This is a genomic window from Aquitalea sp. FG25 (assembly GCF_057809375.1).
In genome coordinates, this window is the sequence record NZ_JBMDJV010000035.1 from 35017 (window position 1) to 48085 (window position 13069).

The window sequence follows — 13069 nt, forward strand, 5'->3', positions numbered from 1 at the left end:
CCTGATGGTTCAGGCTGACGCTCAGGTCAGCGCCGTATCCTGCAAGCGGCCTTCCACCAACCGCAGCGTACGCTGTGCGCGGGCGGCCAGTTCCAGATCGTGCGTGACAATGATCAGGCTGGTGCCCAGTCCTTCGTTCAACTCCAGCATCAGATCAAACACCTGACGGGCCGTCTGGTAATCCAGATTACCAGTGGGTTCATCAGCCAGCAGGCAGGCCGGTTCGGTCACCAGCGCCCGTGCAATGGCGGCACGCTGGCGTTCGCCACCGGACAACTCGCCGGGCTTGTGCTGCAGGCGCGGGGCCAGGCCGACGCGGCTCAGCATGCTGGTGGCACGCGCTTCGGCTTCCTTGCGTGGCATGCGGCGGATCAGCAGCGGCATCATCACGTTTTCCAGCGCGGAGAACTCCGGCAACAGATGGTGAAACTGATAGACAAAGCCCAGCGACTGGTTGCGCATGCGGCCGCGCTCGGCCTCGGACAACTGGGCCAGATTGCGTCCCAGCACTTCCACACTGCCCTGGCTGGGTGTATCCAGCCCGCCCAGCAGGTGCAGCAGCGTACTCTTGCCCGAGCCGGAAGCACCGACAATGGCCAGCCGCTCACCCTTGTCCACGCTCAGCGACACATCCGACAGCACGGTCAGGTTCAGCCGCCCTTCGCTATAGGTTTTGCCCAGATTGCTGCAGTTCAGCACATTACTCATAGCGCAGCGCCTCCGCCGGCTGGGTACGCGCAGCACGCCAGCTGGGGTAAATGGTGGCCAGCAAGGCCAGCAGCAGGGCAATCACGGTAATGGTGCTGACATCGCCCAGCTGCACATCGGAAGGCAGGTAGTCAATCATGTACACCTCGCTGGACAACAGCTTGGTGCCCAGTATTTTTTCGATGACCGGCACAATCACGTCCAGATTAAGCGCTACAACCACACCGCCGACCACACCGGCCAGCGTGCCGCTGACCCCGGCCACAGAGCCCTGGATCATGAAGATTTTCATGATGCTGGATGGCGCAGCCCCCAGCGTGCGCAAGATGGCGATATCCGCCTGCTTGTCGGTTACCACCATCACCAGGGTGGATACCAGATTGAAGGCGGCCACCGCCACGATCAGGGTGAGGATGATGGTCATCATGCGTTTTTCTATCTGCACCGCGCGGAAGTAATTGGCATTGGTATCAGTCCAGTCGCTTACCTGCGCCTGCTGCCCCAGCTCCTGCTGCAGCTTGGCCTTCACCAGCGGTGCCAGCATCGGGTCGTCCAGCTTCAGCCGCACCCCGCTCACGCGATCGCCCATGCGCGACAGTACTTGCGCGTCCTGCAGATGAATCATCGCCAGCGAGGCGTCGTATTCGAACATGTCCACCTTGAAGATGCCGATGACGGTGAACTGCTTGTAGCGCGGAATCATCCCCGCCGGTGTTACCGTACCTTCCGGGGTAAACAGCGTCACCTTGTCACCCAGCCCCACATTCAGCTGCCGCGCCAGTTCCACGCCCAGCACAATGCCAAAGCTGCCGGGCTTGAGCGCCTCCAGCTTGCCTTGCAGCATGTGCTGGCCTACATCCACCACCTTGTCTTCCAGGGCAGGCTCAATGCCACGCACCATGCCGCCGCGCACATTGCCATAGGCAGAAAACAGGCCCTGGCCGTTAACGAAGGGCGCTGCTGCCAGCACATGCGCATCGCCTTCTGCCACCTTGGCCATGCTTTGCCATTGCGCCAGCCGGCCATCGAAAGCAGAGATTTCCACATGCGAGGCCACGCTGAGAATACGGCCACGGATTTCTTTCTGGAAACCGTTCATCACCGACAGCACGATAATCAGAGCCGCCACACCCAGTGCGATGCCAACGATGGAAATCAGGGAAATGAAGGAGATAAAACCATTGCGCCGTTTGGCGCGCAGATAACGCAGTCCGATCAGGACTTCAAATGGCCATTGCATGCCGACTTGCCTTTCAGGACTGGTAGGGGTTGTGCAGGCTTTGCATCAGGCGTACCAGAAAGTCCTTCACCTGTTGTTCATCGCAGCCCATCAGGATGGCATCTTCCAGCGCGTCCTGCGCCATCTGCTGCAACTCTTCCAGGTTTTCGTTCATTACCTTGATTTTTTCCACGCAGGCAACAATGCCACCCTGCGGGTCTTTCCAAACCGGGATTTCAATATTCATGGCCATGCCTGGCTATTCCTGAAAACGCAATGCCCGCACAGGCGGGCATCGTGATGATGACAGACCGCCAACCTTTCAGTTGGCCGGCTTTTTCTTTTTACCGTGACCGGACTTGGCCGCCTTGGCAGGCTTGCTGCCCTTGTCCGCCTTGCCAGCCTGCTTGCTGCCCTTTTTCTTGCTGGCAGAGGCTTCGGCGACGGGCTTGCACTTCTTGCCTTTGCGGCACTTCATTTTTGGCGCTGCCGCACTACCGCCACGGCTTGGAGCGGCCACGGCATCATTGCCAGCATCGGCCTGGTCAGCGGCGGCCACTGTATTGGCATTGCTGCGGTTGATACGACGTGCACCATTCCAGCGGCTTTGCCAATAGCTCTGGTTCATGTTCACCACTTCGACATTGCGCCCGGTACGCGGCGCATGGATGAACTTGCCATTACCCATATACATGCCGACATGGGAGTAAGCAAAACCACGGGTATTGAAGAAGACCAAGTCCCCTGCCACCAGTTCACTTTTATCGACGGCCTTGCCGATGCGCGCCATCTCAGCTGAGGTACGCGGCAAATTGACCTTGAGGGATTTCTGGAATACATAACGGACAAAACCGCTGCAATCCAGGCCGCTGACGGGTGAGTTGCCACCAAAACGGTAGGCAACACCCAAGAGGCTCATGGCCTGCAGCAGCAAATCCCCTACAGCATCCTCGCCAGGCGAGGCATACTTGGCAATCGGGTCTTCCGAGGCCTCGACCTTGGGCCGTGCATCCTGCGCAGTTTTTTCAGGTGCGGCCTGGGCAAAAACCATGACGCCAGCCAGCATCACGGCGAGTAATCGGAGTTGCAATTTCATAGGCCGCACTCTATCGGACAGGGACGGGAGTGTAAAGCCAACTTGGACACCAAACAGCCCATGCTCAGAGAAACTCTTGTTGCAATGCGCGATCTTCCGCGCCTGAAGGAAATCAGCGGCATCCTCATCCGCCACGGTCTGGGCGAGTTTGCCCAGCGCCTGCGCCTGCCCCGCGCCATGGAGAAAGCCGGCGAATGGCTTAACCTGCATTTGCCCGATGCCGATGCCGGCCTGCCCACCCCGGTGCGGGTAAGACTGGCGTTTGAAGAACTGGGCCCCACCTTCATCAAGCTGGGGCAAATCCTGTCCACCCGGGTGGATGTTTTCTCTGCCGAATGGATAGCCGAATTCGAAAAACTGCAGTCCACCGTGCCACCGGTGGACCCGGCCTCGGTACGCCTGCTGGTGACCAAGGCATTGGGCAAGCCGCCGGAAGAGCTGTTTGCCAGCTTTGACGACAAGCCCATCGGTTCGGCATCCATCGCCCAGGTGCACTTTGCCACCCTGCACGATGGCAGCCATGTCGCGGTCAAGCTGCGTCGCCCCGGCATTGTCGACAAGGTAGATGCCGACCTGCGCATTCTGGCGCACCTGGCCACGCTGATTGAAATGGAATTTCCCGACGCGCGCCGCTTTCAGCCGGTGGAAATCGTCAGCCAGTTTTCCCGTTCGCTCAAGCGCGAGATGGATCTGGCGGTGGAAGCGCGCAATATGGAACGCTTCGCCCGTGACTTTGCCGACGATCCGCAAGTGGTGGTGCCCAAGGTGTACTGGGACTTCACCAATCCGGCAGTCAATGTGCAGGAACATATCAACGGCCTGTCCGCCAGCAAGCTGGACCAACTGGCGCAAAGCGGGCTGGACCCGGTGGTGCTGGCCAGCCATGGTGCCGATGCCGTGCTGAAGATGATCCTGTTCAACGGCTTTTTCCATGCCGACCCGCACCCCGGCAATGTGTTCTTCCTGCCGGAGCACCGCATCGCCTTCATCGATTTCGGCATGGTGGGCCGTATCAGCCATGGCCGGCGCGATGAAATCGTCGACCTGCTGGCCGCACTGGGCGAGCGCAACGAACACGCCATGATGGATGTGCTGATCGAGTGGACTGGCAACACGCCGGTGGACGAACAGAAATTTGCCTACGACATCAGCGAATTCATGTTCCAGTACGAACATGTCCCGCTGAAAAACCTCAATATCAGCCAGCTGATCAACGACATCATGGCCTTGATTCGCGACCACGGCATCCTGCTGCCACCAGACATGGCCATGCTGTTCAAGGCGCTGATCACGCTGGAAGGCCTGGGCCGCCAACTGGACCCGGACTTCCAGCTGGTGGAGCACATCACCCCCTTTGTGCGCGAATTGATTGTCGCGCGCTACCACCCCAAAACCCTGCTCAAGCGCGGCAAACTGACGCTGCAGGAAACGCTGGGCATGCTCACCGGCCTGCCGCGCGACATCCTGCGCCTGTCCAAGGACATCCGCCAGGGCAAGTTCCGCATCAACCTGGACTTGCAGCGGCTGGACAGCTTTGGCAAACAACTGGATCGCAGTACCAATCGCCTGACCATGGCCATTGTCACCGGCTGCCTGATAATCGGCTCTTCCATCGTGATGACGGTAAACGCCGGGCCCAAGTTGTTTGGCCTGCCCTTCTTCGGCTTCATCGGTTTCATGATTGCGCTGTTCAACAGCGTATGGCTGATCTGGTCGATCTGGCGTTCTGGCAAGGAGCTGTAAATGCGACCCCTATTACTATTGGCACTGCTACTGGCCAGCGCACCGGCTTTGGCCCTGCAAATTGTCGAGCTGAGCTGGCGCGAGGCAAGCGAGCTGCAAGCCGCACTGCAAGCACAGCTGCGTGCCGATGAACGGCTGAGCGTGCTGGACAACAAGCTGATCATCGATGCCAGCCCGGCCAGGGAAAACCAGCTGGCCGCACTGGCAAGGCAGCTGGATGTGCGCCCGGTCAGCCTGCAGCTGGAAGTCAGCCAGTCCGGCAGCAACGCGCAGACACAATCCGGGGTTCAAGTACAAGGTGGCATTAGCATAGGCCGCATCATGCCCGGCAGTATGGGCAATGGCGTCACCCTGTCCGCCCAGCAGAACAGCCGCACCCAATCCAGCCAGAGCCTGCAAAGCCTCACCCTGCTGGAAGGGCGCAGCGGCTTCATCCAGGCCGTGCAAAGCCGGCCCCTGCCCTGGGTGATGCTGACACCGCAGGGCGGCATCCTGCGTGGCAGCAGCGTTCAGGATGCCATTACCGGCTTTTATGCCCGGCCCCGCCTGAATGGAAAGCGGGTCAGCATCGAACTGGCCGTCAGCCAACAGGCATTCAGCGGTACACAACGCAATGGCAGCCAGCTATCCACCACGGTGGAAGGCCAATTGGGCGAATGGCTGGAGGTGGCCCGCACCACGCAGGACAGCCAGGGGCGGGAAAGCCTGCTGATCGGCAGTGGCCAGCAGCAAGGACGACAAAGCCACAGCGTGCGGATTCGCGTACAAGCCTTGCCCTGAGCGGCCCGGCCGACTGCAAACACACGCAGTCGGCAGCGCGAAGATGACAATGAAATGTTGCGGAGCTTGCATTTATAAATAGTAATGATTATCATTTGCAAAACTTATCCGAACAGGAGCCATTCATGAACGCAATGCTGGTAGGCGCAGATACCCTGGGCAATATCCCCAACGTGCTACAGGAACATGGCATCAATATTCATCGCCATCTGAGCGGTCGCAACAGCTCGCATCAGCGCAAGGTGGACCGCTTGCCAGCAGGTACCGATCTGCTCATCCTGTTTACCGACTTCCTTGGTCACAATGTAATGCGCCATTTCCGCTCACTGGCAGCAGAGCAAGACATCCGCTTCATTGCCTGCCGCCGTTCGGTGTGTGCGCTCAAACAGTCGCTGACTGGAGCCGGGTTGTGCGAACAGTCCTGCGCCAGCTGTCCGCAGCGCCAGGCACATAACAAACAGGCACACTAGCTACACGCAGTGTCTGCCCATGAAAAAGCCGACCCGAAGGTCGGCTTTACTGTGGCCGCGATCAACGCAGGCCCAGGCTTGAGTACAGCCTATTCCCCCTGCCCGGCCTTACGGGCGGACTGGCGCATCAGTTGCAGCTGATGCGAGAACTGGCGGCAGTTGCCGCACATCCACAAATGTACGCGCAGGCGCACATGGTCCCACTGGCTGAGTGGTTGATCCAGCCCCTGCGATATCAAACGGCTGGCCTGACGGCAATTGATCTTCATGCCCTGGCCTCCCCGGTCCAGCGGATTTCGAAGCACTCCCGCAAACTCATGCGGGCGCGATACAGCAGTACGGAACAGTTAGTCGCGGTAATGTCCAGATTGTTACAGATTTCGGCAATTTCCAGCCCCATCACCTCGCGCATGACAAAAGCCATGGCGGTGCGGCGCGGCATCACCTCGGAACAGCGCTCGAACACTTCCCAAAACTGGCGTGACATCAGTGACTCTTCCGGCCCGCTCCAGGCCTTGATCTTGTCCTGCCAGTGGCCGTCCTTGCTGAACAGGCCATCAAAATCACTATCGTCGGTTTCTTCTTCCAGCGAAGCAAACAACACTTCCTTGCCCTTGCGGCGCAGTCGGTCGATCAGCTTGAAGCGCAGGATGGAGGTCAGCCAGGTACGCAGGCTGGATTTGCCGCTAAAGCTGTCGCCGGATTCCAATGCCGCCAGCACGGTTTCCTGGACGATTTCATTGGCGGCATCCCGGTCGCGCAGCTGCGCCAGCGCATAACGCTGCAGATAGGGCAGTTCGGCTTCCAGTTCGGCAGGGTTGATCACATTCAGTCTCCGCGACAATAATCGACGGCATGCTCCAGCCGGTCCACCGTAATGATCTGCAGGCCCTCAATTGGTTGGCGCGGCTTGTTGGCGGTAGGAATCAGCGCGCGGGTAAAACCCAGTTTGGCGGCTTCTTTCAGGCGCTCCTGCCCGCGTGATACCGGGCGCACTTCACCAGCCAGCCCCACCTCACCAAACACCACCAGCTTTTCCGGCAAGGGCTTGTTACGCAGCGACGACACCATGGCCAAAATCACTGCCAGGTCGGCAGCCGGTTCGCTGATCTTGACCCCGCCCACCGCGTTGAGAAACACGTCCTGATCAAAACAGGCCACGCCACCATGGCGGTGCAGCACCGCCAGCAGCATGGCCAGCCGGTTCTGCTCCAGCCCTACGGTGAGGCGTTTGGGCTGCATGCCGTGACAGTCATCCACCAGCGCCTGTACTTCCACCAGCAAGGGGCGGGTGCCTTCCTGCGTCACCAGCACGCAGGAACCCGGCACATCGTCACGATAGGACGACAGGAAAATGGCCGAGGGATTGGACACGCCCTTGAGACCGGTTTCGGTCATCACAAACACACCCAGCTCGTTGACCGCGCCAAAGCGGTTTTTGATGGCGCGGATCATGCGGTAGCTGGAGTGGGAGTCGCCCTCGAAATACAGCACGGTGTCCACCATGTGCTCCAGCACACGCGGACCAGCCAGCGAGCCTTCCTTGGTGACATGGCCCACCAGCAGAATGGTGGTGCCGGTCTGCTTGGCCATGCGGGTGAGCTGGGCGGCGCATTCGCGCACCTGCGATACCGAGCCGGGGGCCGAGGTCACTTGCTCGGTGTACAGCGTCTGGATGGAGTCGATCACGGCAACGTCAGGCTGCTCCTGCTTGAGCACCTCCTGGATGGCTTCCAGCCGGATTTCCGCCAGCAGGTTCACCTGGCTGGGGTCTACCGCCAGCCGCGAGGCACGCAGGGCAATTTGTTGTGGTGATTCCTCGCCCGACACATACAGCACCTTGCGCCGCTTGCCGATTACCGCCAGCGCCTGCAACAGCAAGGTGGATTTGCCAATGCCCGGATCGCCGCCAATCAGGATGACCGCGCCACGCACAATGCCGCCGCCCAGCACACGGTCCAGTTCGTCGATGCCGGAAGGGTCACGCGGGACTTCTTCGGTCTTAACCTCGGACAGCACCTGTACCCGGGCATTGGTGGTGGACCAGGATTGAAAGCGTGGATTGCTGGCGGCAGGCGTGGATACGGCCTCAACCAAGGTGTTCCAGGCGGAACAATGCGGACACTGGCCTTGCCATTTTGGCACTTGGCCGCCGCACTCGGTGCAGCTGAAAACAGTTTTGATTTTTGCCATCAGGAAAAGCAGAGGAAGGGTTCAACCGGGATTGGCATTGTCAGCCGGTGTTTCACCATTGGCGGCCGGCTTGTTGCCATTGAGTTGCTGGATGATGTTGAGCAGGCGCTTCTGATCGGGTTCACCACTACTGCTGTTGGCCTTGGGTTTGGGCTTGTCACCACCGCCATTCTTGCGAATGGCGGCCAGCACGGCGGCTACCTGGGGGTCGCTCTTGGCAGCCTTGTCCGCCTCCTCACTGGTGAGAGGGGGGGCCATATTGGCTGCCGGTGCGGGCGATGCACTGGATGACTTGCCATCCGCTGGCGTACTGGCTGCTGGCCTTGAGCTTTCCGCATGGCCCGCCGCACTGTCGGTTGGCGGTTCCATGGTTTCCAGCTTGTTCTTGGTCATGTATTCGTTCATCTCGCGCCAGCCGGAATAAATGGCTGCGGTATCGGCATCCGGATTGCGCCGGAAACACTCTTCCAGCGAGCGGCCGGTCTGGCGGCAAGCCGCTCCCAGCGCCTTGTGTGCTTCCTTGGACAGGCCGGATACATTATTGACCCAGTTGCAGCCGGCCAGCACCGCCAGCAAAGGCAGAATCCACAGACTCTTCATGCTTTACCCCCATGATGCCATTCGCCGCAGCCATGCAGGCAACGGCGCGGATGCGGCTTATTCGCCCTTTTTGCTGCGCAGGTCCAGCTCGATGATCTCCCCGCTGCGGCCCTTGCTGTCGGCGGACAGCCAATACAGCAGATAAGGCATCAGCGTGGCCAGATCGGCGCGTTCGCTCTTGGCTTCGCCCGGATGGGTACGATTGCGCTGCGGCGAATTCACCGGTCCCGGAATCAGCTGGTTGACACGCAGGTTCGGGTAGACATCCCATTCATCTGCAGCAACCTTGGTCAGATAATTCAGCCCGGCCTTGGATGCACCAAAGCCGCCCCAGTACGCCGCCGGGTACAGCGAGTGGGTTTCCCCCATGAACAATACCGAGGCATCTTCCGACTCTTTCAACAGCGGCAGGCAGGCACGCGTCAGTGCAAACGGCGCCACCGTGTTGATGCGGTACTGGTTCATCCACTCGTCAATGCCCTGATTGGATAGCGGCGACAAGGCATAAAAATGCGAGGCACAATGCACGATGCCATCCAGGCGGCCCAGCGTCTGCTTGATCTGGAAAGCAGCATTGCTTAGCTGCTCGTCGGTGGCGGTGAGCAAGTCCAGCGGAATGGCTGCCGGTTCCTTGCCGCCAGCGGCCACAATTTCATCGTAGACCTTCTCCAGCCCCTTTACGCTGCGCGCCAGCAAAACAACGTCTGCACCGTGTGCAGCAAACGTCAGCGCGGCTTCCCGACCTACCCCTTGCGTGGCCCCCGTCACCAGAATGACGCGACCAGCCAGACAATCCTTGGCAAATGTTTGGTTCATTTTGTTTTTTCAGCTGAGGACCACCTGCCGGTGGTCCGTGATGATGGCAAATCCTGCATAAGCTGGCTGGCCGCCTGCACGCCGCTGCGTACTGCACCTTCCAGCGTGGCGGGGTAATCAGGACATAGCCAGTCCCCCGCCAGATAAACCGATTGTACCCTGCTACGGCAGTGTGGTCTTGTCAGTCCCACCTCGGAGCCGAAGGTCGCACGCTTCTCCACGATCAAGTGGCTGGCCACCGGCTGCAGGCCGTTGAGCGCAGGCAACATGTATTCCACATCCGCCCTGACCGCCTGCAGCAGCGCCTCCCGCTCCATTAACTGTACCGCCTGCGGCGGCGCGCTGATAACGGCAGCCAGCAGACCACGCTCGCCCGACAGGGCCTGGCGGTCAAACAGCCAGTCCAGCGTACCGCCCTGCAAACCCAGCATGGGCAACGGCATGCTGATATCGGCGTCGTAGCGCAGATATGCGGTATATATCGGCCAGTAACGGAAAGCCTTGACCTGTGTCTGCAAAGTGCCATCTTGCAATAACGCGCCAGCATGATACGGAGCAACCGCCACAATGGCGGCGTCAAAGCGCTGGCCATCCACCAGCACACCATCCGCTGACGGCACGATGCTGGACACCCGGCTGCCCGGCTGCCACTGAGCGCCGCGAGCACACAACCAGCGCAGGGCCGTCTCCGGAAACAGTTCGGACAGGTCCAGCCGTGGCAACAGCAGGTCACTGTCAGCACGGCTTCCGCCCAGACTGTCACGCAAGGTGGTGGCAAGAACCTGCATCGAGGCCAGTTCTAGCGGGGTATTCAACGCCGACAGCACCATGGGGCGCCAGAATTGTTCAACCAGCCAGTCCGATTGACGCTGCGCCTGTAACCAGTGCGCAACCGTCATGTCCTCGGCCAGCTGCCAGCGCCGCCATTTCAGCACCTGCAAGGCCCGCGCCAGCTGCCACTTGTCGCGCCAGCCCAGCCCTTTGGCCGCCAGCAAACCAGCCAATACATGCAGCGGTGCCGGCCAAGGCGGGCATTGCATGCGGATGCCATCCAGCCGCTGCCAGCTCAGCGGCAGTCGCAGCATCGCACGATCAACATCAACGCCCACCTTGTGCATCAGCCGCAGGCAGTCGTGGTAAGCGCCAATCAGAATGTGCTGACCGTTATCCAGCTGGCTATCACTGCCATAAATGCGCCGTGCCCGTCCGCCTGGTTCACGACCGGCCTCAAACAGGCTCAGCTCGGCCTGATCTACCAGTTCGACAGCGGCAGCCAGCCCGGCCCAGCCGGCACCAATAATGGCAACTTTCGGTCTGGCACGCATGGCGTTATCAGGCTTTATAACCCAGCGTCCAGGTGCGCCAGGCCAGCCACAGCTTGCGCAGCGGCGTCAGTGACAGGCGCTGGTTCAGCACCTTGGCCGGGCCATCCAGCTGGATTTCCTCCAGCGTGGCACGGTAAATGGCGGCCATCAGCAGGCCGGGACGCTGGCGCTTGCGGTCCACGGCAGGCAGCAGCTCCCAGGCGCGGCGGTAATATTCACGCGCACGTTCGATCTGGAAGGACATCAGCGCAGCAAACTCCGGGCTTTCCTTGTAATGCATCAGGTCGCTGGCGGGCACATTAAAACGCTGCAGTTCTTCTACCGGCAGGTAGATGCGGCCCCGGCGGGCGTCTTCGCCCACATCGCGGATGATATTGGTAAGCTGGAAAGCAATGCCCAGCTCGTGGGCGTACTTGAGTGTCTGTCTATCCTGATAGCCGAAAATCTGCGCCGCCAGCTGACCCACCACGCCCGCCACGCGATGGCAGTACAGCAGCAAATCCTGAAAGCGATCGTAACGCGCGAAGTCCAGGTCCATCTGCATGCCATCGACAATCTCTTCCAGCAGGTTTTGCGGCAGGTCGAGTACTGTCACATGCGGCTTGAGCGCCAGCATCACCGGATGTTCCGGCTGGCCGTGGTAGAGCTTTGCCACCTCGCCACGCCACCAGGCCAGCTTGGCACGGGCCACGCCCTCGTCGTGGCATTCATCCACCACATCATCCACTTCGCGACAAAAGGCATACAGCGCGGTAATGGCATCGCGGCGGTCTTCCGGCAAAAAGCGGAAGCTGTAGTAAAAGCTGGAGCCGCTGCTGGCGGCCTTATCCTGACAATACTGCTGCGGCGTCACACGCCTCTCCTTTGTTGCCGACGGGTCAGCCCTGAGCTTCCCGCCTGAATGAGTATGGTTGGCTGCTTATCTGGCGCGCAGCGCACGCCACAACATGTAAATCCAGTCGCGCCAGGTCAGTACCGGACGCTGGCGGAATACATCGCCGCCGCTGTCATGCAGCTTTTTCAGAATGCGTTCGCCGCCCATGATGATCAGGCGCAACTCCAGCCCCAGGCGGCCCTTGAGCACCTTGCCCAGCGGGGCACCGGCTTGCAGCATCTTACGGGTGCGTTCTATCTGCGCCAGCATCATCGGCCGCCACAGGCCGGTGGCATCGCGCCCGGCAATCTGTCCTTCGCGGATGCGGAATTTCTCCAGATCATCCAGCGGAATGTAGATGCGGCCCTTGTTCCAGTCCACCCCCACGTCCTGCAGAAAGTTGATCAGCTGCAGGGCGGTGCAGATGCCGTCGGACATGGCCAGGCTGCGCGGGTCGTTTTCCCCATATAGCGCCAGCATCAGCCGGCCCACCGGGTTGGCCGAGCGGCGGCAGTAATCCACCAGTTCGGCAAAGTTCTGATAACGGGTTTTCACCACGTCCTGGCTGAAGGCGGACAGCAAGTCGTAAAACGGTTGCAGCGGCAGCTGATGGCGGCTGATGACGGCTGCCAGGTTACGCATCAGCGGCATGGCCGGGATGCCGCCATCGCGGATGACATCCAGCTCGTCACGCAGGTGTGCCAGCTCGCGCAGGCGCTCTTCCGGCTGCTTGTTGCCTTCATCTGCCACATCGTCGGCATAGCGGGCAAAATGATAGATGACATGCACCGCGCGGCGCATGCGCCGTGGCAGCAAGATCGACCCGACCGGGAAGTTTTCGTAATGACCAACCGACATTGGCAATCCAACCCTGTCATTGCAGAACCGGTGATTATAGCGCAGGGAAGCGCGAAAATTTTTTTCGCAGATCTCTTTACAGTCACGGACAGCCTGTCTATACTGCGCCCCACTGTGAACGACAGACACGGGGCTATAGCTCAGCTGGGAGAGCGCTTGCATGGCATGCAAGAGGTCAGCGGTTCGATCCCGCTTAGCTCCACCACATCGTTCCAGTCGGATAAAGTTCTTAGGGTCCCCATCGTCTAGTGGCCTAGGACATCGCCCTTTCACGGCGGTAACCGGGGTTCGACTCCCCGTGGGGACGCCAGAGTACCAGACGTAGTACCCGTGGGGGTATAGCTCAGCTGGGAGAGCGCTTGCATGGCATGCAAGAGGTCAGCGGTT

General features: G+C 60.2%; 15 protein-coding genes and 2 tRNA genes. 5 read left to right on the forward strand and 12 right to left on the reverse strand.

Features of this window, described 5'->3' with window-relative positions; all coding sequences use genetic code 11:
* Positions 1-21: 21 nt before the first annotated feature.
* The 4 genes from lolD to ACODR9_RS22245 all read right to left on the reverse strand — a co-directional run bounded on the left by lolD (position 22) and on the right by ACODR9_RS22245 (position 3023).
* Positions 22-708 carry a lipoprotein-releasing ABC transporter ATP-binding protein LolD gene (gene lolD / locus ACODR9_RS22230; RefSeq protein WP_488812474.1) on the reverse strand — a complete coding sequence of 229 codons (687 nt, stop codon included), beginning with the start codon at positions 706-708 and terminating at the stop codon, positions 22-24.
* Positions 701-1948 carry a lipoprotein-releasing ABC transporter permease subunit gene (locus tag ACODR9_RS22235; protein ID WP_488812476.1) on the reverse strand — a complete coding sequence of 416 codons (1248 nt, stop codon included), beginning with the start codon at positions 1946-1948 and terminating at the stop codon, positions 701-703. The genes lolD and ACODR9_RS22235 overlap by 8 nt, the downstream gene beginning before the upstream one ends.
* A gap of 13 nt (positions 1949-1961) precedes the next feature.
* Entirely contained in the window at positions 1962-2174 is a 213-nt protein-coding gene (locus ACODR9_RS22240) for a hypothetical protein (RefSeq protein ID WP_488812502.1), read from the reverse strand.
* A gap of 75 nt (positions 2175-2249) precedes the next feature.
* A complete protein-coding gene (locus ACODR9_RS22245; protein ID WP_488812478.1) occupies positions 2250-3023 on the reverse strand; it encodes a C40 family peptidase in 774 nt (257 codons plus the stop codon).
* Between the two features lie 60 nt (positions 3024-3083).
* Here ACODR9_RS22245 and ACODR9_RS22250 point away from each other — a divergent pair, with 60 nt between their 5' ends.
* From ACODR9_RS22250 to ACODR9_RS22260, 3 genes are all read left to right on the forward strand, one after another.
* Entirely contained in the window at positions 3084-4766 is a 1683-nt protein-coding gene (locus ACODR9_RS22250; protein ID WP_488812480.1) for an ABC1 kinase family protein, read from the forward strand.
* Positions 4767-5546, forward strand: coding sequence for a hypothetical protein (locus ACODR9_RS22255; RefSeq protein WP_488812482.1), 780 nt, complete (start codon positions 4767-4769; stop codon positions 5544-5546). It abuts the gene before it with no gap.
* 125 nt (positions 5547-5671) lie between these two features.
* Positions 5672-6016, forward strand: a complete 345-nt coding sequence (locus ACODR9_RS22260; protein ID WP_488812484.1) for a DUF2325 domain-containing protein — start codon at positions 5672-5674, stop codon at positions 6014-6016.
* 89 nt (positions 6017-6105) lie between these two features.
* Here the strand turns inward: ACODR9_RS22260 and ACODR9_RS22265 are convergent, their stop codons facing one another.
* From ACODR9_RS22265 to hpnC, 8 genes are all read right to left on the reverse strand, one after another.
* Complete coding sequence (locus ACODR9_RS22265) at positions 6106-6285, reverse strand: zf-HC2 domain-containing protein (protein WP_488812486.1); 180 nt, start codon at positions 6283-6285, stop codon at positions 6106-6108.
* Positions 6282-6842: a sigma-70 family RNA polymerase sigma factor gene (locus ACODR9_RS22270; protein WP_488812488.1), complete on the reverse strand. Its 561-nt coding sequence runs from the start codon at positions 6840-6842 to the stop codon at positions 6282-6284. Before ACODR9_RS22270 ends, ACODR9_RS22265 begins: the two co-directional genes overlap by 4 nt.
* 2 nt (positions 6843-6844) lie before the next feature.
* Positions 6845-8209: a DNA repair protein RadA gene (radA, locus tag ACODR9_RS22275; protein ID WP_488812490.1), complete on the reverse strand. Its 1365-nt coding sequence runs from the start codon at positions 8207-8209 to the stop codon at positions 6845-6847.
* 21 nt (positions 8210-8230) lie between these two features.
* Complete coding sequence (locus tag ACODR9_RS22280) at positions 8231-8809, reverse strand: hypothetical protein (RefSeq protein WP_488812492.1); 579 nt, start codon at positions 8807-8809, stop codon at positions 8231-8233.
* Between the two features lie 57 nt (positions 8810-8866).
* Complete coding sequence (locus ACODR9_RS22285) at positions 8867-9625, reverse strand: SDR family oxidoreductase (RefSeq protein ID WP_488812494.1); 759 nt, start codon at positions 9623-9625, stop codon at positions 8867-8869.
* On the reverse strand, positions 9622-10950 hold the full coding sequence (hpnE, locus tag ACODR9_RS22290) for a hydroxysqualene dehydroxylase HpnE (RefSeq protein WP_488812496.1): 1329 nt from the start codon (positions 10948-10950) through the stop codon (positions 9622-9624). The genes ACODR9_RS22285 and hpnE overlap by 4 nt, the downstream gene beginning before the upstream one ends.
* A gap of 7 nt (positions 10951-10957) precedes the next feature.
* On the reverse strand, positions 10958-11803 hold the full coding sequence (gene hpnD / locus ACODR9_RS22295; protein ID WP_488812498.1) for a presqualene diphosphate synthase HpnD: 846 nt from the start codon (positions 11801-11803) through the stop codon (positions 10958-10960).
* A 66-nt stretch (positions 11804-11869) separates the two neighbouring features.
* Positions 11870-12682, reverse strand: coding sequence for a squalene synthase HpnC (gene hpnC, locus ACODR9_RS22300; protein WP_488812500.1), 813 nt, complete (start codon positions 12680-12682; stop codon positions 11870-11872).
* Between the two features lie 129 nt (positions 12683-12811).
* On the opposite strand from hpnC, the gene ACODR9_RS22305 reads away from it, so the two are divergent.
* Both ACODR9_RS22305 and ACODR9_RS22310 read left to right on the forward strand, forming a co-directional pair.
* A tRNA-Ala gene (locus ACODR9_RS22305) sits at positions 12812-12887 on the forward strand.
* Between the two features lie 29 nt (positions 12888-12916).
* Positions 12917-12992: transfer RNA gene (locus tag ACODR9_RS22310), tRNA-Glu, on the forward strand.
* The last annotated feature ends 77 nt before the right edge of the window (positions 12993-13069 follow it).